This is a genomic window from Rhizobium sp. P2_G2 (assembly GCF_056403555.1).
On sequence record NZ_JBFUFF010000085.1, the window covers coordinates 1 to 21,990 of the forward strand.

The 21,990-nt window shown below is 60.0% G+C and carries 19 protein-coding genes; 11 read left to right on the forward strand and 8 right to left on the reverse strand.

Annotated elements, in window-relative coordinates; translation table 11 throughout:
• Window positions 1–30 precede the first annotated feature (30 nt).
• Complete coding sequence (locus AC1D06_RS33280) at window positions 31–672, forward strand: MarC family protein (protein ID WP_477990125.1); 642 nt, start codon at window positions 31–33, stop codon at window positions 670–672.
• A 95-nt stretch (window positions 673–767) separates the two neighbouring features.
• Here AC1D06_RS33280 and AC1D06_RS33285 read toward each other — a convergent pair whose 3' ends face one another.
• On the reverse strand, window positions 768–1,292 hold the full coding sequence (locus AC1D06_RS33285) for a single-stranded DNA-binding protein (protein WP_477876997.1): 525 nt from the start codon (window positions 1,290–1,292) through the stop codon (window positions 768–770).
• A gap of 268 nt (window positions 1,293–1,560) precedes the next feature.
• On the opposite strand from AC1D06_RS33285, the gene uvrA reads away from it, so the two are divergent.
• Complete coding sequence (gene uvrA, locus AC1D06_RS33290; RefSeq protein ID WP_477990126.1) at window positions 1,561–4,482, forward strand: excinuclease ABC subunit UvrA; 2,922 nt, start codon at window positions 1,561–1,563, stop codon at window positions 4,480–4,482.
• 4 nt (window positions 4,483–4,486) lie between these two features.
• Window positions 4,487–4,867, forward strand: coding sequence for a hypothetical protein (locus tag AC1D06_RS33295; protein ID WP_477876999.1), 381 nt, complete (start codon window positions 4,487–4,489; stop codon window positions 4,865–4,867).
• A gap of 51 nt (window positions 4,868–4,918) precedes the next feature.
• On the opposite strand, the gene AC1D06_RS33300 is transcribed toward AC1D06_RS33295, so the two are convergent.
• Window positions 4,919–6,370, reverse strand: a complete 1,452-nt coding sequence (locus tag AC1D06_RS33300; RefSeq protein ID WP_477990127.1) for an NAD(P)H-hydrate dehydratase — start codon at window positions 6,368–6,370, stop codon at window positions 4,919–4,921.
• A gap of 379 nt (window positions 6,371–6,749) precedes the next feature.
• On the opposite strand from AC1D06_RS33300, the gene AC1D06_RS33305 reads away from it, so the two are divergent.
• Both AC1D06_RS33305 and glnA read left to right on the forward strand, forming a co-directional pair.
• Window positions 6,750–7,088, forward strand: coding sequence for a P-II family nitrogen regulator (locus tag AC1D06_RS33305; protein ID WP_477877001.1), 339 nt, complete (start codon window positions 6,750–6,752; stop codon window positions 7,086–7,088).
• Window positions 7,089–7,147: 59 nt separating this feature from the next.
• Window positions 7,148–8,557: a type I glutamate--ammonia ligase gene (glnA, locus tag AC1D06_RS33310; protein WP_477877002.1), complete on the forward strand. Its 1,410-nt coding sequence runs from the start codon at window positions 7,148–7,150 to the stop codon at window positions 8,555–8,557.
• A gap of 72 nt (window positions 8,558–8,629) precedes the next feature.
• Here the strand turns inward: glnA and AC1D06_RS33315 are convergent, their stop codons facing one another.
• Window positions 8,630–9,115, reverse strand: coding sequence for a hypothetical protein (locus AC1D06_RS33315; protein ID WP_477877003.1), 486 nt, complete (start codon window positions 9,113–9,115; stop codon window positions 8,630–8,632).
• Between the two features lie 192 nt (window positions 9,116–9,307).
• On the opposite strand from AC1D06_RS33315, the gene AC1D06_RS33320 reads away from it, so the two are divergent.
• Both AC1D06_RS33320 and AC1D06_RS33325 read left to right on the forward strand, forming a co-directional pair.
• A complete protein-coding gene (locus AC1D06_RS33320; RefSeq protein ID WP_477877004.1) occupies window positions 9,308–9,670 on the forward strand; it encodes a YciI family protein in 363 nt (120 codons plus the stop codon).
• 3 nt (window positions 9,671–9,673) lie between these two features.
• Window positions 9,674–10,894 carry an RNA polymerase sigma factor gene (locus tag AC1D06_RS33325; RefSeq protein WP_477877005.1) on the forward strand — a complete coding sequence of 407 codons (1,221 nt, stop codon included), beginning with the start codon at window positions 9,674–9,676 and terminating at the stop codon, window positions 10,892–10,894.
• Here AC1D06_RS33325 and AC1D06_RS33330 read toward each other — a convergent pair.
• Together AC1D06_RS33330 and AC1D06_RS33335 are read right to left on the reverse strand one after the other, a co-directional pair.
• Window positions 10,884–11,924 carry a TAXI family TRAP transporter solute-binding subunit gene (locus AC1D06_RS33330; RefSeq protein ID WP_477877006.1) on the reverse strand — a complete coding sequence of 347 codons (1,041 nt, stop codon included), beginning with the start codon at window positions 11,922–11,924 and terminating at the stop codon, window positions 10,884–10,886. The two genes, AC1D06_RS33325 and AC1D06_RS33330, sit on opposite strands and share 11 nt — an antisense overlap.
• A gap of 14 nt (window positions 11,925–11,938) precedes the next feature.
• A complete protein-coding gene (locus tag AC1D06_RS33335) occupies window positions 11,939–13,246 on the reverse strand; it encodes a hypothetical protein (RefSeq protein ID WP_477877007.1) in 1,308 nt (435 codons plus the stop codon).
• Between the two features lie 186 nt (window positions 13,247–13,432).
• Here AC1D06_RS33335 and hspQ point away from each other — a divergent pair, with 186 nt between their 5' ends.
• Together hspQ and AC1D06_RS33345 are read left to right on the forward strand one after the other, a co-directional pair.
• Complete coding sequence (gene hspQ, locus AC1D06_RS33340; protein ID WP_477877008.1) at window positions 13,433–13,762, forward strand: heat shock protein HspQ; 330 nt, start codon at window positions 13,433–13,435, stop codon at window positions 13,760–13,762.
• A 97-nt stretch (window positions 13,763–13,859) separates the two neighbouring features.
• Window positions 13,860–14,807, forward strand: a complete 948-nt coding sequence (locus AC1D06_RS33345) for a phosphoribosylaminoimidazolesuccinocarboxamide synthase (RefSeq protein ID WP_477990128.1) — start codon at window positions 13,860–13,862, stop codon at window positions 14,805–14,807.
• Window positions 14,808–14,819: 12 nt separating this feature from the next.
• On the opposite strand, the gene AC1D06_RS33350 is transcribed toward AC1D06_RS33345, so the two are convergent.
• Window positions 14,820–15,071, reverse strand: a complete 252-nt coding sequence (locus tag AC1D06_RS33350) for a hypothetical protein (protein ID WP_477990129.1) — start codon at window positions 15,069–15,071, stop codon at window positions 14,820–14,822.
• A gap of 92 nt (window positions 15,072–15,163) precedes the next feature.
• Here AC1D06_RS33350 and AC1D06_RS33355 point away from each other — a divergent pair, with 92 nt between their 5' ends.
• On the forward strand, window positions 15,164–15,910 hold the full coding sequence (locus tag AC1D06_RS33355; protein ID WP_477990130.1) for a hypothetical protein: 747 nt from the start codon (window positions 15,164–15,166) through the stop codon (window positions 15,908–15,910).
• Between the two features lie 341 nt (window positions 15,911–16,251).
• On the opposite strand, the gene AC1D06_RS33360 is transcribed toward AC1D06_RS33355, so the two are convergent.
• Window positions 16,252–17,811 carry an indolepyruvate oxidoreductase subunit beta family protein gene (locus AC1D06_RS33360; RefSeq protein WP_477990131.1) on the reverse strand — a complete coding sequence of 520 codons (1,560 nt, stop codon included), beginning with the start codon at window positions 17,809–17,811 and terminating at the stop codon, window positions 16,252–16,254.
• 10 nt (window positions 17,812–17,821) lie between these two features.
• A complete protein-coding gene (locus AC1D06_RS33365; protein WP_477990132.1) occupies window positions 17,822–19,975 on the reverse strand; it encodes a thiamine pyrophosphate-dependent enzyme in 2,154 nt (717 codons plus the stop codon).
• A gap of 328 nt (window positions 19,976–20,303) precedes the next feature.
• On the opposite strand from AC1D06_RS33365, the gene AC1D06_RS33370 reads away from it, so the two are divergent.
• Window positions 20,304–21,839: an ABC transporter substrate-binding protein gene (locus tag AC1D06_RS33370; RefSeq protein ID WP_477990133.1), complete on the forward strand. Its 1,536-nt coding sequence runs from the start codon at window positions 20,304–20,306 to the stop codon at window positions 21,837–21,839.
• Window positions 21,840–21,990: the final 151 nt, after the last annotated feature.

The window sequence follows — 21,990 nt, forward strand, 5'->3', positions numbered from 1 at the left end:
GGTAACAATAGAGGTCAAAAAGAGGGGAAAATGGCGACCACCGCGACGCTGCTCAACGCATTTACCACGCTTCTGGTGACCACCGATCCGCCAGGCCTGGCGCCGATCTTCCTGGCGCTGACGGCCGGGATGAACTCCGCCCAACGCCGGCAGACGGCGCTGCGCGGCACCCTGGTCGCCTTCGGCATCCTGGTTTTCTTCGCGCTCACCGGCGCCGGCGTGCTCTCGGTCCTCGGCATTTCGATGCCGGCGTTCCGGATCGCCGGCGGCTTCCTGTTGTTCTATATCGCTTTCGAAATGGTGTTTGAGAAGCGCCAGGAGCGCAAGGAAAAGAGCACTGAGATCGCGATCACCCGCGATCACATCCAGAACCTCGCCGTCTTCCCGCTAGCGATACCGCTGATTTCCGGCCCCGGCTCGATCTCCGCCGTCATTCTGCTGGCAGGCAATCTGCCCGCGCCTTTTCCGCGAGCGCAACTGATCCTTGTCATCGCCGTGATCTTTGCGCTGATCTATATCGCCTTGCTGATCGCCGACCAGATCGACCGGATATTGGGCCAGACGGGCCGCGCCATCCTGACCCGTCTCCTCGGTGTGCTGCTTTCGGCACTTGCCGTGCAATTCGTCATCGACGGCTATCGCGCGATCATGACCTATTACACCGGCCCATAGTCAGACGGGCCGTGCCGGACGTCAGTCCAAGCAGGTTCCGGAAAGGTGTCCCACGGTTTTCCGACAAGAACCTGCGACAAGACGAAAGACTCGGATCAGAACGGAATATCGTCGTCCATATCGCGCGAGAAGGACGGCGCGCTCTGCGCACCTCTGCTCTGGTTCGAGGGCGATCGCGCCGGCTGGCTCGGCCGGCTGTTGTTGTCATAGCCGGGACTGCCGGCATCATAATCGTCATAGCCGGCCTGCCCGCGACCGCCGCCTTCGCCACGGCCGTCGAGCATGGTCAGCACCGAACTGAAGCCTTGCAGCACGATTTCCGTGGAATAACGATCGTTGCCGGTTTGATCCTGCCATTTTCTGGTCTGCAATGCGCCTTCAATATAGAGCTTCGCGCCCTTCTTCACATATTGCTCGACGACCTTGCAGAGGCCCTCGTTGAACACCACAACCGTATGCCATTCGGTCTTTTCGCGCCGTTCGCCGGAATTCTTGTCGCGCCACTGCTCGGACGTGGCAATCCGGAGATTGGCGATCGGCCGGCCGTCCTGGGTGCGACGGATTTCCGGATCCGCACCGACATTGCCAATGAGAATGACCTTGTTTACACTGCCCGCCATACCAATATCCTGTCCACATAACGACGCCACACGCGCCGGGAGCCTTGAGTTCGCCGACTTTAGCCGTTTGACTGAACCAATGCGCCCCTCACTATCTCCAATCCACAGAATTTCGGGGCTTCCATTCGTTCTGTTTTTGTTCTATAGACTTCCGCGATGTTTGTCAACGGCGTCGCGATTGTGGAAAAGCGGGATTTTCGCATGATAGCGACGTTGGTTGGTGCGCGATAGCGTATAAGGACGGATCACAGGGCGTAAAGCAGAGACGATGAGCGAACTCAAGACCATTTCCATACGCGGTGCGCGCGAGCACAATCTCAAGAACATCGATCTCGATCTGCCGCGCAACAGCCTGATCGTTATGACCGGTCTGTCCGGTTCAGGCAAGTCGTCGCTTGCCTTCGACACGATCTATGCCGAGGGCCAGCGGCGCTATGTCGAGAGCCTGTCGGCCTATGCGCGTCAATTCCTGGAAATGATGCAGAAGCCGGATGTCGACCAGATCGACGGCCTGTCGCCGGCGATCTCGATCGAGCAGAAGACAACGTCGCGCAATCCGCGCTCGACGGTCGGCACGGTCACCGAGATTTACGACTATATGCGCCTGCTTTTCGCCCGCGTCGGCGTGCCCTATTCGCCCGCGACCGGCCTGCCGATCGAGAGCCAGACGGTCAGCCAGATGGTCGATCGGGTGCTCGCCTTCGCCGAGGGAACCCGCCTCTATATCCTGGCGCCGCTCGTCCGCGGCCGTAAGGGCGAGTACAAGAAAGAACTCGCCGAGCTGATGAAGAAGGGCTTTCAGCGGGTCAAGGTCGACGGCCAGTTCTACGAGATCGCCGAAGCGCCGACGCTCGACAAGAAATACAAGCATGACATCGACGTGGTGGTCGACCGCATTGTCGTCCGGCCGGACATGGCTGCCCGCCTTGCCGATAGCCTCGAGACTTGCCTGCGTCTCGCCGATGGCCTGGCGATCGCTGAATTCGCCGACAAGCCGTTGCCGCCGGAAGAGACCGCAGAAGGCGGTTCGGCCAACAAGTCGCTGAACGAGACGCATGAACGGGTGATGTTCTCGGAAAAATTTGCCTGCCCGGTCTCCGGCTTCACCATACCGGAAATCGAGCCGCGGCTTTTCTCGTTCAATAATCCCTTCGGCGCCTGCCCGGCCTGCGATGGCCTGGGCTCGCAGCAGAAGATCGATCCGGATCTCATCGTGCCGGAAGCGCATCGCACCTTGCGTGACGGCGCCGTGGCACCGTGGGCAAAATCCTCCTCGCCCTACTATGCGCAGACGCTCGAAGCATTGGGCAAAGCCTATGGCTTCAAGCTCTCATCGCGCTGGAGCGACCTTTCGGCGGAAGCGCAGGATGCCGTATTGAACGGTACGGGAACACGCGAAATCACCTTCAACTATGCCGACGGCGCCCGCTCATACCAGACCACCAAGAACTTCGAAGGCATCATCCCGAACCTTGAGCGCCGTTGGAAGGAGACCGATTCCGCCTGGTCGCGCGAGGATATCGAGCGCTTCATGAGCGCCGCCCCCTGCCCGACCTGCAACGGTTTTCGTCTGAAGCCGGAGGCCTTGGCCGTCAAAATCAACAAGCTGCATATCAGCCAAGTGTCGAACATGTCGATCAAGGTGGCCGGTGCCTGGTTCGACACGTTGCCGGAGACATTCAATGCCAAGCAGAATGAGATCGCCGTCCGCATCCTCAAGGAGATCCGCGACCGGCTGAAATTTTTGAACGATGTCGGCCTCGAATATCTCAGCCTGTCGCGCAATTCCGGCACGCTTTCCGGCGGCGAAAGCCAGCGCATCCGGCTGGCGTCGCAAATCGGTTCCGGCCTCACGGGAGTGCTCTACGTGCTCGACGAGCCGTCGATCGGCCTGCATCAGCGTGATAATGCGCGGCTGCTCGAGACACTCAAGCATCTGCGCGACATCGGCAACACGGTGATCGTCGTCGAGCATGACGAGGACGCAATCATGACGGCCGACCATGTCGTCGATATCGGCCCTGCGGCCGGCATCCATGGCGGCCAAGTTATCGCCGAAGGCACGCCGGCCGACATCATGGCCAATGAGGACTCGCTGACCGGCAAATATCTCTCCGGCGAACTCGGCGTGCCCGTGCCGGACGAACGGCGCAAGCCGAAGAAGGGCAAGGAAATCAAGGTTCTTGGCGCGCGCGCCAACAATCTCAAGAATGTCACCACCTCGATCCCGCTCGGCGTGTTCACGGCGGTGACGGGCGTTTCCGGCGGCGGCAAGTCCACCTTCCTGATCGAGACGCTCTACAAAGCTGCCGCACGCCGCATCATGGGCGCGCGCGAGAATGCGGCGGATCACGACCGGATCGACGGTTTCGAGCATATCGACAAGGTGATCGACATCGACCAGTCGCCGATCGGCCGCACGCCGCGCTCCAATCCGGCCACCTATACTGGCGCCTTCACGCCGATCCGCGACTGGTTTGCCGGCCTGCCGGAAGCCAAGACACGCGGCTACCAGCCCGGCCGTTTCTCGTTCAACGTCAAGGGCGGCCGCTGCGAGGCCTGCCAGGGCGACGGCGTCATCAAGATCGAAATGCACTTCCTGCCGGACGTCTACGTCACCTGCGATGTCTGCCACGGCAAGCGCTACAATCGCGAGACGCTGGAAGTGCAGTTCAAGGGCAAGTCGATTTCCGATGTGCTCGACATGACGGTCGAGGAAGGCTGCGATTTCTTCGCCGCCGTGCCGGCGGTGCGCGACAAGCTGATCTCGCTGCGCGAAGTCGGCCTCGGCTATATCAAGGTCGGCCAGCAGGCCAACACGCTGTCGGGCGGTGAAGCGCAGCGCGTCAAGCTCGCCAAGGAACTGTCGAAGAAATCGACCGGCCGCACGCTCTATATCCTCGACGAGCCGACCACCGGTCTGCATTTCCACGACGTGGTCAAACTCCTGGAAATGCTGCACGAACTGGTCAATCAGGGCAATTCCGTAGTGGTCATCGAGCACAATCTCGAAGTCATAAAGACCGCCGACTGGATCATCGACTTTGGCCCCGAGGGTGGTGACGGCGGCGGCGAGATCATCGCCGAAGGCACGCCGGAGCAGGTGATCAAGGAGAAGCGCTCCTATACCGGCCAGTTCCTGAAGGAGCTTCTGGAGCGGCGGCCGATCAGGAAGGTGGCGGCGGAGTAGGCCCTTGGCGGCATTCGTCTTTCGGTTTTATTCACTCCAACCGCGGGACATATTCGTCATGGTCGGCGAACGATGGCAGGTCGCGCTTGTGAGGCGGAATGCCTGGAAAATCGGCGGGAGCGACATCTGGTATTCGACTGTCGCTTTCGACGAGCAGGAAGCAGCGGACGAGTTTAAGGAATGGCTCAGTTGCAACAGCCGGAAGGCCGATATTCGTGGCTATCTCGGAGAAGCAACTGGTGGCACGTATCGTGGTGTGGTCCTGCATGACCCGGCACAGCGAACCAACGTGGTGAGCGATCTCCTCTATCTCGCGAGATGCAGGTATTACAAGACGATCCGCTTCGGTGTGCTGCTATTTAAGCGGGCGTTCGGACGTTCTTAGCTGCAGATTCCGACAATTGGAGATGGGTTGGATAGACTCACACGGCTCGCCTTACACGGCGAGATGATCCACGAGGGTCTCCGCCGTCAGCCCCTTACCCGCCCTGTTGCCCGCTTCTCCATGATGCCAGACGGCAGCACAGGCCGCCTCGAACGCCGGGTAACCTTGGGCCAGCAGCGCACCGCAGATGCCCGCCAGAACATCGCCGGAACCAGCCGTTGCGAGCCAGGGTGGTGCATTGTTATTGATCGCGGCACGACCATCCGGTGCAGCGATGACGGTGTCCGCGCCCTTGAGGATGATGATGGCATGAGAGCGCTCGGCGGCGCGCTTTGCCTTGTCGACCTTCGAAAGAGCCTCGTCTCTGGCAATGTCGGGAAAGAGACGGACAAACTCGCCTTCATGCGGTGGCAGTATGAGATGCGGTTCGCCGGCGAAATAGGCTTCGAATAGTTTCTCCGGGCAATCTCTAAATGAACTGATGCCATCGGCATCGAGCACCAGCTTGCGATCCCGGAGTGCCAGCGCAAAGTCTCTCGCCTTGTCGCCGATGCCAAAACCGGGGCCAAGCACGAAGGCGCTGAGACGGGAATCGCTGAGCCAGTCCTTAAGGACGGCAATGTCGTCGATCTCCTTCAGCATCACGGCGGTCAGATGCGTGGCATTGACGGCCATCGCTTCGGTCGGGCTGGCCAGCGTCACCAGCCCCGCCCCGGCTTTCAGACCGGACGCGGCAGACAGCCGGGCGGCGCCGGTATGACTTGCCGAACCGGAAAACACGACCAATGCGCCATGCGAATATTTGTGTCCGCCGCTGTCTTTTGGCTTGGCGTATTGCTCCCAGATGTGCGGCCCATTGATATCGGTCGCGCTTGCATGCTCAGCGACCAAGCGGGCCGGGACGCCGATATCGGCGATTTCGATCCGGCCGCAATGTTCCCTGCCCGGCAGCAGCAACTGGCCGGGCTTGAGCGCCATGAACGTGACCGTGACATCGGCGTGGAACGCGCCGCCGCGCACCCTGCCGTCGCGGCCGTCGATGCCGCTCGGCATATCGATCGCCAGCACCGGCAAAGCCGCATCGCGGAGACGATCGATCAATGACACGAGATCGTCGGACAGATCGCGTGCCAGCCCCGCACCGAAAAGCCCGTCCACAATGACATCGCCCGGAGTGGGATCGTATATCGCCAGCGGTTGTGGAGTGATCCCGCAGTCTAGCAGCGCCCGCCGTGCGTCTTCCGTTGCGGGCGGGCTCGAAACCAGTTGGTAGAGAGCAATCTCCGCACCGCTGTCCTCCAATAGCCCGGCGGCCACATAGCCGTCGCCGCCATTGTTGCCAGGCCCGGCTAGCACGACGAAACGCTTTGCGCCAGGCCATTGCTTGAGCGCTGTCGCCGCGACGGCGTGTCCGGCGGCGCGCATCAGCTGATAGCCGGGGATTCCGGAGGCGATGGTGGCAGCATCGATCTTCGCCACAGCCTCGGGTTCGATCAGGCGCAAGAGTGCCTCCATTGCACAAAATAATGGCAAGACGGGCGGGGGCTGAGAGGGTGGCAACGGCCCGTCCGTAAGGCTCGCCTGTCCAAGTGGCCGCAGTGCAAGTCAAATATTAGGCAAATGCTCAATTATTGATCTCATGTAGCCATTGAGATGTGTCGACCCCTTGCGGGTCCCGGCATGGGATTGATCCGCCAGCGAAAATTTTGCGATTTTTGCAAATTTTCCTCTGGTTTTTTGTCGTATTTCACGCATGATCGCCCTCGTCTGGCTGATTTTCAAGCAAAAACATTGTCTGCAATGAAAATCTGGCACGTTCTGTGCATCGAGAGGGCCGGCGGGAAGAACCTGCCGAACGGGAGAAGCGGAGAGACATTTTCTCATGAAAAAGATCGAAGCGATCATTAAGCCTTTCAAGCTCGACGAGGTGAAGGAAGCCCTTCAGGAAGTCGGCCTGCAAGGTATTACGGTCACGGAAGCGAAGGGTTTTGGCCGTCAGAAGGGCCATACGGAACTGTATCGCGGCGCCGAATATGTCGTCGATTTCCTGCCGAAGGTGAAGGTCGAGGTTGTGCTGGCCGACGAGAACGTCGAGCGCGTGATCGATGCGATCCGCAATGCCGCACAGACCGGCCGCATTGGCGATGGCAAGATTTTCGTTTCCAATATCGAGGAAGTCGTGCGTATCCGCACGGGTGAGACCGGCATCGACGCCATCTAAGGAATGCCCGGCCGATGGGAGCCGGGATCAATATCGTCATCAATAAGGGAAAACTCGAAATGACGACTGCAAAAGACATCATGAAGCAGATCAAGGACAACGACGTCAAATTCGTCGACCTTCGCTTCACTGACCCCAAGGGCAAGATGCAGCATGTGACCATGGACATCACCGCGGTGGACGAGGACATGTTCGCCGACGGCGTGATGTTCGACGGCTCCTCGATCGCCGGCTGGAAGGCGATCAACGAGTCCGACATGGTGCTGATGCCCGATCCGGCCACCGTCCATATGGACCCGTTCTTTGCGCAGTCGACCATGGTCATCATGTGCGACATTCTCGACCCCATCTCGGGCGAGGCCTATAACCGCGACCCGCGCGGCACCGCCAAGAAGGCCGAGGCCTATCTCAAGGCCTCCGGCATCGGCGACCAGGTTTTCGTCGGCCCCGAGCCGGAATTCTTCGTCTTCGACGACGTCAAGTACAAGGCTGATCCCTACAATACCGGTTTCAAGCTCGACTCCTCCGAACTGCCGTCCAACGACGACATGGATTACGAGTCCGGCAATCTCGGCCACCGTCCGCGCATCAAGGGCGGCTATTTCCCGGTCCCGCCGGTCGACAGCCTGCAGGACATGCGCTCGGAAATGCTGACCGTGCTCACCGAAATGGGCGTCGTGGTCGAAAAGCATCACCATGAAGTTGCCGCCGCCCAGCACGAGCTTGGCGTCAAGTTCGACTCGCTGGTGCGCAACGCCGACAAGATGCAGATCTATAAGTATGTCGTGCATCAGGTCTCGAATGCCTATGGCAAGACGGCGACCTTCATGCCGAAGCCGATCTTCGGCGACAACGGCTCCGGCATGCACGTGCATCAGTCAATCTGGAAGGACGGCAAGCCGACTTTCGCCGGCGACGAATATGCCGGCCTGTCGGAAACCTGCCTGTTCTATATCGGCGGCATCATTCGCCACGCCAAGGCGATCAACGCCTTCACCAACCCGACGACCAATTCCTACAAGCGCCTGGTGCCGGGCTATGAAGCGCCGGTCCTGCTCGCCTATTCGGCCCGTAACCGCTCGGCCTCATGCCGTATCCCCTTCGGCTCCAGCCCGAAGGCCAAGCGCGTCGAAGTCCGCTTCCCCGACCCGGCGCAGAACCCCTATCTCGGCTTCGCTGCCATGCTGATGGCCGGCCTCGACGGCATCAAAAACAAGATCCATCCCGGCAAGGCGATGGACAAGGACCTCTACGACCTGCCGCCGAAGGAACTGCGCAAGATCCCGACCGTCTGCGGCTCGCTGCGCGAAGCGCTCGACAGCCTCGACAAGGACCGCAAGTTCCTGACTGCCGGCGGTGTCTTCGATGACGACCAGATCGATGCCTATATCGAGATCAAGATGCAGGAAGTCATGCGCTTTGAAATGACGCCGCATCCGGTCGAATTCGACATGTACTATTCGGTCTGAGCACCGATTGCGATCAGAGCGCAGATGTTTCGAGGGGCGGCAAGACCGCCCCTCGATCGTTTCTGAAGCAGCCTATCGACCGCAACCATTCAACGACTTGACCAGTCTGCCGACAATCTTGTCATAGGCCTTGATCGCGCTCAGATCATATTCGAGCCTGAAATAGGCCGCTGCGCCATCACAGCCGACGACGGTGCGCTCATAGAACACCTTGTCACCCTTGGTTCCCGACCAGCTCGCCGCCTTTGCGGCGCGTTTGTCATAGGAAATCGTCCAGCCCTCCTGTTTGTCCATGTCGATGGTCCAGGCAACCTCTTCGGCAAAACTGTCCTTCATCATATACCCGCCCCAGACGCTCAGTTCGGCGCGGCCGTCGGGGGACGTCGATGTGCCGCCATCGCCGTTTTCGGCTTCGGCGACCTGCGAGAAACCGGGCGGGATATCGACCCAATAGCCGAAACGGGCATTGCCATAATGTGTCCAGTCGGCAGCGGATGCGATATGCGCCGATGCGAGCGCCAGGACGCAGGCAACGGCAATTTTTCTACTGATATGCACCGAAATCTCCATTCTGCAACGCGGCTGGGTGCGCGTCATAACGTTACCTGCTCAACGTTCGGCGGCGCAGTCACCAATGAGTGACCGGACGGAGAATCGAGGTTTTCACGACCCGACAGGGAAATTTTTCCTCCATCCTGTCGAAAGCTGCGTCTTCTATGCGACTATGGCGGTCAACCAAGGGAGTTCATGATGAAATATCTCTGCCTCGTTCACTTCGAGACCGGCACATTCGACAACCAGACCGAAGAGGAAAAGAAGACGCTCGATCGCGACTCTATCAGCTATGATCAGGATTTGCGCGCCCGCGGCATTCTCATCCAGGCACAGGCGCTGCAGCCGCCTGATAGTGCTGCGCTGGTCAAGGTCAGGGACGGCAGGATGTCGATGACCGATGGGCCTTTTTCCGAATCGAAGGAACAGCTGGCAGGCTTCATCCTCATCGAAGCGCGCGACATGGCGCAGGCGATCGAGGTCGCCGGCGGCATCCCGATGGCACGGTTCGGGACGATCGAGGTGCGGCCGATCTACGACATCCCGGATCCGGACCGGTAAGCCATGGAATCGATCGACGCCGTCTACCGCCGCGAAGCGCCACAGGTTCTCGCTACCCTGATCCGCCTGCTCGGCAGTTTCGATCTCGCCGAGGAGGCTGTGCAGATGGCGTTCCTTGCGGCATCGCAGCATTGGCCGCAGCAGGGCATGCCGCGCAATGCGCGCGCCTGGCTGGTGTCGACGGGACGTTTCAAGGCGATCGATATGCTCAGGCGTCGCAAGCGCTTTCACGCGATCACGCCTGAACTGTCGGCCCTGCAGGAGCTTGAAGCCGCGCCCGAAGCCGACGAGGACCAGACGATGCCCGACGACATGCTGCGGCTGATCTTCGTCTGCTGCCATCCGGCCTTGCCTGCCGACGCGCAGACGGCGCTCTGCCTGCGCGAGGTCTGCGGCCTGACGACGGAGGCGATCGCGGCCGCCTTCCTGACGAAGCCCACGACAGTGGCGCAACGCATCGTCCGCGCCAAGAATCGTATCCGAGAGGAGCGCATCGTCTATGCCGTGCCCGAAGGGGCGGAGCGTGACGAGCGCCTCGACGTCGTGCTGCGCGTCGTCTATCTGGTGTTTTCTGAGGGTTATTCCGCCTCGGCCGGCACGCAGGTGCTGCGTAGCGAACTGTGCGGTGAGGCGATCCGCCTGGCGCGGCTCATCTGTTCCACGGCGCCGTCGCCCGATATCGATGGGCTTCTCGGCCTGATGCTGATCCAGCGTTCACGCGAGGCAGCCCGTTTCGATGCCGGTGGCGACATTATCCTGCTCGCCGACCAGGATCGCGGCCTCTGGGATGCCGATCTTATAAAGGAAGGTCTTCAACTGGTCGATGAGGCAATGGGGCATCCACCCTATTCGACCTATGTGCTGCAGGCGGCAATCGCGGCCGAGCATGCGCGTGCGACAGAGGCGGACCGAACGGATTGGGCGCAAATTGTCGCGCTCTATGACCTTTTACGGCTCGCCGATCCCGGTCCGGTCGTAGAGCTGAACCGCGCCATCGCACTCGGCATGCGCGACGGCCCGCAGGCTGCCCTGCCAATCATCGCCCGGCTTACCGAAGGCGAGCTCGCCAGCTACAAGTTCGCGCATTTCGCCAAGGCGGATTTCCTCGATCGCGCCGGTGACACCGCCGGTGCGGCTGCCGCCTATGCCGATGCCAGGAGCTTCGATCTCCTGGCATCCGAAAGGCGCTACATCGACAGGCGGCTCAGGGCGCTTACTTCTTGAGCCGCTGCTTCAGCAGATTGAGGTAGTCGTCGTTATCGCCGGACTGGTCATCGCTGGCCGGTTTGCTTTCAGCGGCACAGGTCGGCTTGTAATCGAGCGCCATGCCTTCCTTGACGCAGGCGCCGACCTTCCAGCCCGGCGGCAGCGCCGTCAGGTCGACAGTCTTCCACTTCGGATGGCCGGTCTTTTGCAATTGGTCGAGATTGTTGAGGATCAGGCTGGAGAAATCGGCGACCGCCTTGCAGCTGTCGCGCTGATAGGCATTGCGCTTCTTGTCATATTCGAAGGTCATCAGCACCGCCTTCACCGACACGGTATCGATCGCATCCTTCTCGAACGGATAGGTGCCGGCGGGAATAGTGCTTGGAATATAGGTAGCGAGCAGCGGCGCTTCCTTGATCGGCAGCAGGTGAAATTTCGTCGCATCGATACCGGCACTCTGGAACAGCGACGCCGGGGCGCCGGCGACATAGAAGAAGGCGTCGATTTCGCCCGACTGGAGTTTCGGCAGCGCCTGATCCGGATTGAGCAGCACCTTCTGCACGTTTTTCACTCGCAGAATGTCGAGCATCAGTGTCGCGGTCAGGTAGGTGCCGCTGTCCTTGACGCCGATCGCAACCTTTTTGCCGGAAAGACCTTCGAGATTGGCGACGGAGCTCACAGCCAGAACATGCACTTCCTCATTATAAAGAGGGAACATGATGCGCACGCCGCGCACTGCCTGCTGGATATCCTTATCCTTGGCTTCGAACGTCTTGAGATAGTCGAGCAGGTCGTTTTGCACGATGCCGAACTGGGTGTTCTTGCGGTTGCGCACGCCCTGGAAATTTTCCAACGAGCCGGCGCTGCCGATCACGTTCAGTGTCTGGCCGCATTGCTTGCCGAGGCGGGCAATGTCCTGGCCGATCTTGATATAGGTGCCGGTCGGGCCGCCTGTCATGATGTTCTTCTCGACCTCGGCCGCTCTCGCCGGCAGGCAGATGAGGCCCGCCGCGAGAACCGCTGAGCCGATCATCGTCAAAATCCGCATTCTATCCTCCCTGTTCAGCAGCTGCCGCCGAGGTTGCGGAAAAGGCTGCGCAATGAAATCGGCGAAACGTGGCCATAGGCTGCCTTGAGCGAATCGGTGACGCAGGCGCCCTTGACGAGCATATTGGTGAGCAGGGCCTGCTTGTCCGGCGTCAGCCCGTCGAAGCCGGGTAGGTCGGCGACCGCCTTCTGCACATCGTCACTGTTCCGCGGCGTCAGGCCGCTATTGTCCTGGCCGTTATCGGTCGAGTTGTTGGGTGTCTGGTCGTTGGCAGGTGGTGTCTTTGTCTTCAGCGCAGCAACTGTATCCTTGAGCGACGCGACTTGCTTTTGAAGCGCGTCCCGATCCGTCGTGAGCGTTGTGTTCTGCTTGGTCAGTGTCTTGACGTTGTCCCGTGATTTTTCAAGATCGGCGCGAGCAGCCTTGAGGCTGTCGTCGGCTTGGCGCGCATCGTCGTCACGCGCGGCAAGGCTCTGCGCCATATCGTCGAGCTGCTTTTGCAAGTCGGCGATTTTTCGCGCCTGCTGATCGGCGGCATCGGTGGATTTGCTTGCGGCGTCGAGCTTGGCCTGCAACTGGTCCTTCTGCTTCTGCAATGCGGAAATCTGCCCAGCCTTCTGGTCGGAATCATCCGAAGCCTTGGTGACCTGATCTTCGAGCGCGGCGATCCGCGATTTCAGTTCGGGAATGTCCGCCGCAGCTTTCTTGGCATCGTCAAGCTGCGACTCCAGCATGGTTTTCTGGGCCTGGAGCAGCACCAGCGCCGGGCTGCCGGAATCGTTTGCCTGTTGCTGCGCGGCTTGCAGCTTGCCGATCTCAGCCTTCTGGTCCTCGACGGTCTTGTTGAGCTCGACGATCTGCAGTTGGGAGGTTTTCATCGATTTTTTGGTGCGCGTGAGCTCGCCGGAAAGGTCGCCGGCCTCTTCGATCGTCTTTTTCAGCGCCGCGATCTCGGCCGCCGCGTCATCCTTCGCCTTTGCGTTTTGCTGATCCGTATTCGTCCGCAACGCGTTCTTCTCTCGCTTCAACTGGTCGACCTGGCTCTGCAGGTCCTTGACACGCTGCTGCAACACGGTTTGCTGGGTAGGGGCGCTCTGACTGTCGAACTTGATATCGGAGAGCGTCTTGCTCAGCTCGGCGATGCGCTTGTCTCGCGCGACAATGTCCGTCTCCGAAACGCCGCTCATCAAGCGGGCGCCGGCATAGCCGCCGCCAACACCGAGAATCAACGCAATGACTGCTGGAATAACGACGCCTGCGGCTGAGCGAGAGCTCGCATTGCCCGAGCCGCTATTGCCATCCCTACCCCACTGATTGACCACGCCCTACCCCTGCCTGTCGCTTTTTCTTCTTCTTACGCCATGCATTGGAAAATGCACGATATTGTTCCGCCCGGCAATAAGGCTGCCACAATTGTAACGCTATTATGACGCGCTCGTGGCAGTGCGATTTGTCTTGAAACCTGATCGATTTTCACCACATTTACGGTGTGGATACGAGGTAAGGACATGCGTGAACGCGTTGCAAAATATCAGATCGGCCAGGCGGTAAAGCATCGCCTCTTCCCCTTCCGTGGCGTGATTTTCGATGTCGATCCGGAATTTGCCAATACGGAAGAATGGTGGAACTCCATTCCGGTCGAAGTTCGTCCGTCGCGCGACCAGCCTTTTTACCATCTCTATGCCGAGAATGCCGAAACGGCCTATGTCGCCTATGTTTCGGAGCAGAATCTGGTGATCGACGAGAGCGGCGATCCCTTCAGGCATCCGGCCGTCAGCGAGAATTTCAGCCTGGAAAGCAAGGGCAAGTACCGCCCGAAGACGCTCAGCACCCATTGAGCTTGCGCCAGAAATCTCGACGGCAGCCAGGCGGCACTTGACCTTTGGCCGGGGCGCTGATTTATCGCGGCGATAAACCCATGAAGAGGTTGTGCCGATGACCCTGCCCGCTGTGCTCGACGATGCCCATATCCCGGAGCTGCCCAATTATTACAAGGGCAAGGTCCGCGACAATTACGATCTCCCGGATGGCAATCGCATCATCATCGCCACCGACCGCCTGAGCGCCTTCGATCGCATCCTGACGGCCATCCCCTTCAAGGGCCGTGTGCTGACGCAGACAGCGCGCCACTGGTTCGAACAGACCGCCGACATCTGCCCCAACCATGTCGTCGCCTATCCCCATCCGAATGTCGTGGTGGGCAAGCGGCTCGATATCCTGCCGGTGGAAGTGGTCGTGCGCGGCTATCTCGCCGGCACCACCAGCACCTCGATCCTGACGAAGTACAAGGTCGGCGAGCGCGACATGTATGGCGTCAAGTTTCCGGACGGCATGCGCGACAATGAACAGCTTGCCGAGCCGATCATCACACCCACGACCAAGGCTTTCGACGGCGGCCATGACGAGCCCTTGTCCAGCGCCGAGATTCTCGAACGCGGGCTGTTGACGGAAGCGCAATGGGAAATGGTGACACGCCACGCGCTGGCACTGTTCAAGCGCGGCCAGGAACTCAGCGCCAGGCGCGGCCTGATTCTCGCCGACACCAAGTATGAGTTCGGCACGGATGCGGCGGGCAATATTATCCTCGCCGATGAAATCCATACGCCCGATTCGAGCCGCTACTGGATGGCGGAAACCTATCCGACCGCGCTCGCCAACGGCACAAGGCCACAGAGTTTCGACAAGGACTTCATCCGCGCCTGGGTGGCGGAGCGCTGCGATCCCTATAAGGATGAAATCCCGGTGATTCCGGAGGAAYTGGTCGCCCAGGCATCGGAGGTCTACATCCACGCCTATGAGATGATCACCGGCCAGACATTCGACCGGACAAATGCAAAAGCGCCGCTTGCGGATATCCGTGCGGCGCTCAGCGTTTACTTCTAAAGGCGTTCTGGGTCAGTTCGCGTAGGCGCGATAGATATCTTCCACCGTCGCATAGGACGGCTGGTCCTCAACCGTGGAGGACTGATGGATCGACCAAAGCGCATCGGCAAGCGAATTGCTGAGCACTGCCTGGCTACCGGTGATCGCGTCGTCGCGACGAATGCGGCTCGACGTGCCGTTCGCCTCGGTTTCAGCGGACTTTCGCTCCTGGCCGGAAGGCCGCGGGGCCTGATTGTAGCTGTTCGAGCTTGTCTGGATTTGCATGGCGGTAAAACTTGTTAAGAGAAGTTAACTCCCATTAACCACTCGAAGCTTGCGCGAGGCTGACTTGCGCCCTTGCGTTGCAGCATGTGTGATTGACTTATATTCAAATATTTGCCGGCGAACTGCTTCGCGGCGATCCTGCGGCAATGCAAAGCCTTGGGAACATATTGATAGTAAAAGCTTATCTTGCCGGAGGCGGATCGCTGCCCCGCCAGGCACAGGGCGGAAACGACGCCCCGCAGCCTTCTTGCTCCTCGACGTTCATTTTCCATCAGCAGATGGATACAGGGCCGGGATCATGGTCTGAACCGGCCGCGGAGAGACTCAGAGTCGGGATTGGCAGTGATTCCACACGCACTACTTCGACGTCGACTTCAAAAGCACAATCCTTGTCTCAATCACCCTCTATCGAGCAGATCCTGCCACCCTTTTTCACGGGGCGGACGGTTGCTTGGTTCAAACATCCCAAAAATGGTCGGAGCAACTGTCGCAAAGACAGGCTACGATCCGCCCGCGTCGGAATCGCTCGCCCGCAGATGGTCGACGCATCAATTGGGGGATATGCCATGAAAATTTCGCTGACCATCCTGTTCGCCGCCAGCCTGCTCGGATCCGTAGCACTTTCGAGCCCTGTCTACGCCAACAATGACGAAGACGCGCAAATCGACCAGTGCATCGACGACAATTCCGATGCCGGCCAGAGCAAGCAGACGCTCGAAACCTATTGCCAATGCGCCAGCGGCAAGGCCAATGATTTCTCGGTGTCGATCACTGCTTGGGAAAAAAACCATGCCGACGCGCAGGAGGAATGCTCCAAGGAAGCCGGCTGGAAATATTGACGGCGAGCGTCACTGCACGAAGTGCAGCCACAACAGCAGCGTCGGCGGCAGGCCGGCGCCGAGAAGGAAAGACGTCCACTTCAACAGCGCGAGCCTGCRGGTTCGCGCTCCCGTCCAGTCATAATCCATCTTGTCCTCCGAACGCCGGATCCGCTCCCCCGAATATCGGCAGCGTGGCGGCGACAGCGAGCAGGTCGATAACTCCTGCTATTCTTTTGTTCTAAAACAGTAAGCTTGCAACAAGCTGATTTCCTGGCGCAAAAGTTAATATTTTCCTGCCGAATAAGCGGAAATTCTGGCGGAATCCGGTTCTGAGACAGGAGAGACTTTACAAAAGCCAATTATAGTGTGGCGATCGTCTTCAACGCGCCGTCGAGCGCAAGGCCGTTCTCGTCCAACAAAGCTGCCTGCCTCAACCGCTTCATCCAGTCCGCCCCATCGTCGCGCGCCACCAGCATCGGCAGGGCCGACATGACCCTGTCGAACTTCGACAGCCCACGCGAATGCGTGTCCGAATAGCCCTTGATCAGGCGCCGGGCATTGAGCACTTCGACGGCGAGGTCGTAGTTTTTCGGTAGGAGGTCGGTCGCGGTCTTGAGCCAGGCATCGATATGCTGGTTCTCGCGCATATGCCGGAGCGTRCCGCGCCGGCGGCCGCGCAGTGCCGATACCATATAGAGGCTGAGGAACCAGAAGAGCGTACCCGTCTGCACCCGCCGGCCTTTGTTGACGCGCCGGTCGAGCCAGGCAAACAGTTTCGGCCGGCTCTCGATCCAGAGGCCGAGGCCCATGGGCAGCGTGCCGCAGACCTCTTCCATGCGCGGATGCATATATTCGGTCATGTAGACGATCTGGTCGTCCTTGGCGCCGACTTCCTTGCGCACCCGTTCGAAGCGCGATTGCCGCACCTTCAGGTCGGCAACGCGGATCACGTCGTCATAAGTCATGGCGACAGCGACGTATTTCGCCGCCTGCACGGTGAAACCAAATCCCTTCGCCTCACCGCTATTGGCCTTGTCCAGCGCGAGAAGCTGTCCAAGACGGTCGAGATATTCGCCGGCATAGTCCGGATCCTGGAAATCCGTCACCTTCTTGACGCCAGCAAACAGCAATGGCTGCGCCTCGGTCGGAAACTCCGTGCGGATACGGCCAATGAGCCTGTCGAGCGCCGGATGGCCGGCGGATTGCGGCAGCGGATCGAGCCGCTTCACCTGCTTGGACGTCACCTCGTCGCGTGGCTTGTTCTGTGCCCGATCGAAAGCGGCGTTGAATGCTTTGAGACTCGGCTCGATGCCCTTGCCGCCGGCGCGGATCGTCGCCTCGAACGCCTCTTTGCCGAACGGCAGCGCACCGGATCCGGCCAGCGCCCCGAACATCGAGGCGGAAATCACGCTGCCGTTCTTGACGGCAAGCCTCTCCATGTCGAAGGCGATCGTGCGCCTCGAGGCGAAATCGGTAGCTTCGATCACCACTTCCGGATTGCCGATACCGTCGCCGGGTGTCTGTTTCTCGGCGACGGCGAAGGAGCGGTGCGTCGAGGCGATCAGCACCGTCTTGTCCGGCGTCACCAGTCCGCGCAGCACCGAGCGGCCGGCCTCCATGAGTTCGGCCGCCATGACCACATCGACATCGCCCGGTGTCGGCATCAGCGAGAAGATCGGCGCATGACCATCCTTCTCCGGCAATATCTCGATATAGTAGATCGTGGCACCCGTGCGCTGCGCCACGCCCGGTACGGACGTGGTTTGCGCCATCCAGCCTTCGCGTTCGGCCAGGTCGACGATCCAGTCGGCCAGGACGCCGCCGCCCTGTCCGCCCATGGCGAGGACGGCGAGTGACAGCGGCTTGTCGGTGGCCAAGCGAGCGGTGTTGTCGGCATTCAAGGAGACATGTTCGTTCATGGGGCTTTCCTCAATCCGAAAACACGATGCGGGATGCAGCGCGGCGCGCCTGCAGCCAACCGATCACCTTGCTGCGCAGGTTCTTGACGAACTTATCCAAGCCGGTCGGATTGTGGATGATGTCAGCACGATAGAAGGACGGACAGAGCACGGCCGCCTCCGACACCTCGCCGCAATTGCCGCAGCCGACGCAATTGTTGTCGATCGCCGCCACCGGATCGTCCTTCAGCGGATCATCAGTATGCTTGACCGACAGCGACGGACAGCCGGAGAGACGGACGCAGGCGTGATCGCCGGTGCACACATCCTCGTCGACGCCGAAACGCTCCTTGACCATGCGCTTGCCGTCCTTCACCGCCTTGGCGAATTGCGGCTTCACCCGGCGCTGCTTGTTGAGCATGCATTCGGAGGAAGCGACGATGATCTTCGGTCCCTCTTCCTTGGTGGTCAGCGCCTCGCGCAGCGTGTCGCGCATCTTGGCGACGTCATAGGTCCGGTCGATCTGCCGCACCCAGGTCGCACCGATGCCCTTCACCGCATCGACGATCGAATTGTTGGTCTTGCGGCGCGGATTGACGGCACGCGAGGACATGATGTCCTGGCCACCCGTCGCCGCCGAATAGTAATTGTCGACCACGAGGATGACGCCATCCTGCTTGTTGAACACGGCATTACCGATCGAGGTCGCCAGGCCATTGTGCCAGAAGCCGCCGTCACCCATCACCGAAATCACGCGCTTGTCGGCCTTGACGTTGAAGGCGGAGGCCGCGGCTGGCGACAGGCCATAGCCCATCGTGGTCGAGCCGATATTGAACGGCGGCAGGATCGAGAACAGGTGGCAGCCGATGTCGCCCGACACATGATGCTCGCCGAGTTCGCTCTGAACCAGCTTCATCGCCGCGAAAATCGGCCGCTCCGGACAGCCGATACAGAAACCCGGCGGCCGTGGCGGCACGACTTCGGCAAGCGCCTTGATCTTCGGATCTTTGAGGATCGGCGACGGGTCGGGAATCGGCGGCTGGTTGCCGAGCAGGACGCGCTGATAGGTTTCGAGGAAGGCCTTGACGCCCTTGACCAGAACCGGCGCGGTATATTCGCCGCCCATCGGCAGCACGTCCTTGCCCGACACCTTCGTCTGGATGTCGCGGCGGCGGAGAATAGTGTTGAGCGCCTGCTCGATATATTCCGGCGCCCCCTCCTCCACCATCAGCACAGCCTGCTTGCCGATGCAGAAATCGGCAATCTGGTCATCCACCAGCGGATAGGAGACGTTGAGCACATAAAGCGGCACGGACGAATTGCCGTAGACATCGGCAAGACCGAGCTGCTGCAGGGCGCGCATGACGCCATTGTAGACGCCGCCCTGCAGGATGATGCCGATCTCACCCTCGCTCGGGCCGAAATACTCATTCAACTCCCGGCTCTTGACGAACTCGACGGCGGCTGGCCAGCGCTTCTCCAGCTTCTCCTTCTCATGCATGAAGGAGGCTGGCGGCAGCACGATGCGATTGACGTCACGGACCGGGTTTTCCAGCGCGGTCTTGAGCGAATGGGCCGGCCGCTTGTTGTCCTTGGCGACGAACTGGCCGTGGACGTGACAGCTGCGGATGCCGACCTGCAGCATGACAGGCGTGTTCGATGCCTCGGAAAGTTCGAAACCTTCTTCGACGGCGCGGACGATCGACGGCAGGTTCGGCCGCGGCGTCAGCAGCCATAGCTGCGACTTCATCGCGAAGGCATGGCTGCGCTCCTGCATGATCGAGGAGCCCTCGCCATAATCCTCGCCGATGATGATCAGCGCCCCGCCGGTGACGCCGCCGGAGGAGAGGTTGGAGAGCGCATCGGAGGCGACATTGGTGCCGGCCGAGGACTTCCAGGTCACCGCGCCGCGGACGGGATACATGACCGAGGCCGAGAGCATTGCGGCGGCAGCCGCTTCCGAAGCCGATGTCTCGAAATGTACGCCAAGATCCTGCATCACGTCCTTGGCATCAGCCAGCACGTCCATGAGATGCGAAATCGGCGAGCCCTGATAGCCGCCGACATAGGAAACGCCCGATTGCAGCAGCGCCTTGGTGATGGCGAGAATGCCCTCGCCGCGGAAGATGTCGCCTTCTCCAAGCTTGAGGTCCTCGACCTCGCGCGCAAATGATCTCTCAGCCATTCCAATTCCCCTTGCCTCTTCGAAGAGGTCTGACGTCATTCATTTGCAAGAGCATATTTCTCGAGGCCGGTCTTTGTCAAATTACAAATGTGTGCGCTGCATTGTCGTGCATGTACTCAGTTCCAGTTATATGCTTACGCATATAATTGTTCGCGACCGATCGCGATCAGCGATGAATTTACTCCATTTCAGCGATGGGTCGCGCAAGAATCCACTTGCCACCAATCTGCAAAAATTTTAAGATTAAAACATTCCGATAAAAAATTGATCGGCGGCGTCCGCGGAGGAAACCGGGCGTCGGGGAACAGGGGAACGAGGGAGAACTGAAATGTTCGATATTACACGCCGGCAGGCCCTCCAACTGGGCGCTGCAAGCTTCTTGACGAGTGTCTTTGCTGGCACGACCAAGGTGTTGGCCGCAGACGCCAATACGCTGACGATCGCTTTCAACGTCAACCTGCCGTCTTTCGACCCGACGGTCGGTCCATCCGCTGTCAATCCGACGATCCAGGCGATCTACCGCTCGATTTTCGATCAATATGTCGGCCAGGGTCCGGACCTGAAATTCCAGCCCGGTCTTCTGACCAAGTGGGGCTGGAACGACGACAAGACCAAGGTGTGGATGGAAGTCCGCGACGGCGTCAAGTGGCACGATGGCTCGCCGTTCACCGCCGAAGACGTCGTCTGGTCGCTCAACCGCGCCGCCAATGAGAAGACCGGCAATCCGATCCAGTTCATCTGGTCGACGGCCAACAATTACAAGGTCGACGGCAACAAGATCACCGGCGATGTCGTCCGCTTCGAACCCACCTATTTCATGTGGATGGCCTTCCTCACCGGTTATGTCCTGCCGAAGGCCTATTACGAAAAGGTTGGCGCGGAAGGTTTCGAAAAGAAGCCGATCGGAACCGGCCCCTATATGTTCGATGCCTATGAAGGCAATGCCTTCCTGCGTCTCAAGGCCAATCCGAATTATTATGGCGGCAAGCCGGCCTTCGACACCGTCGTGTTCAAGTTCGTGCCGGATGCCACCAGCCGCGTCGCCGAAATCGAATCCGGTTCCTCCGATATCACGCTTGAAATCCCCTATGAGGATTACGACCGCCTGAAGGGCAAGAAGGGCCTCGTGGGCGTCTGCAAGCCAGTCTCAGACATCGGCATGTTGTTCATCAACAATATCGAGGTCATGCTCGACAAGAACGTCCGCCTCGCCGCCTGCCACGCCATCGACAAGAAGGCGATCGTCAAGAAGCTGCTCCGGGGCTACGGCGTGCCGATCGATACGCTGGAGACGCCGGAATACACAGCCTTTGACGCCTCGATCAAGGTGCCGCACGATCCGAAGCTCGCCAAGAAGCTGCTGGCCGACTCCGGCTACTCCAAGGACAAGCCGGCCAAGTTCACCATCCAGACGACGCGTGGCCTGAAGCCCAAGGATTATGAAATGATCCAGGCGATCGTCGGCATGTGGCGCAAGGTCGGCATTGACGCCACGATCGAAGTCTACGAAATCGCCAAGCATTATGAGTTGCGCGCTGCCGACAAGCTGGCGCCGGCCGCCTTCTACAATTGGGGCAATGCGATCGGCGACCCGACCACTTCGACCGGCTTTGCCATGTTCGGCCCCTCGCCGCACTCGGTCTGGAACACCGACGACCTCGACAGCAAGATCGGGCCGCTCTGGGGCGAGAAGGACGAGGCAAAGCGTATCGCCGGCTGGAAGGCCGTCGACAAATATATTGCCGAACAGGGCTATGTGATCCCGCTGCTGCAATATGCGCAGCCGATCCTCTACAAGAAGTCGGTCAAGGTGACGCCGAATGTGTCGGGTGCACTGCAGCCGACGCTGGTGGCGAAGGCTTGATTGGCCTGGTCGGCTTGGCGAGTTGATTGCCTCTCCCAGGCGGTGGCAAGCTATCGCGTATGGGAAGTCCGCTGGGCGAGCCACTTGCTCCCTCTTCTCCCCAGCGGGGAGAAGTGCCGAGCGAATGCGAGGCGATGAGGGGGCCGTCCCA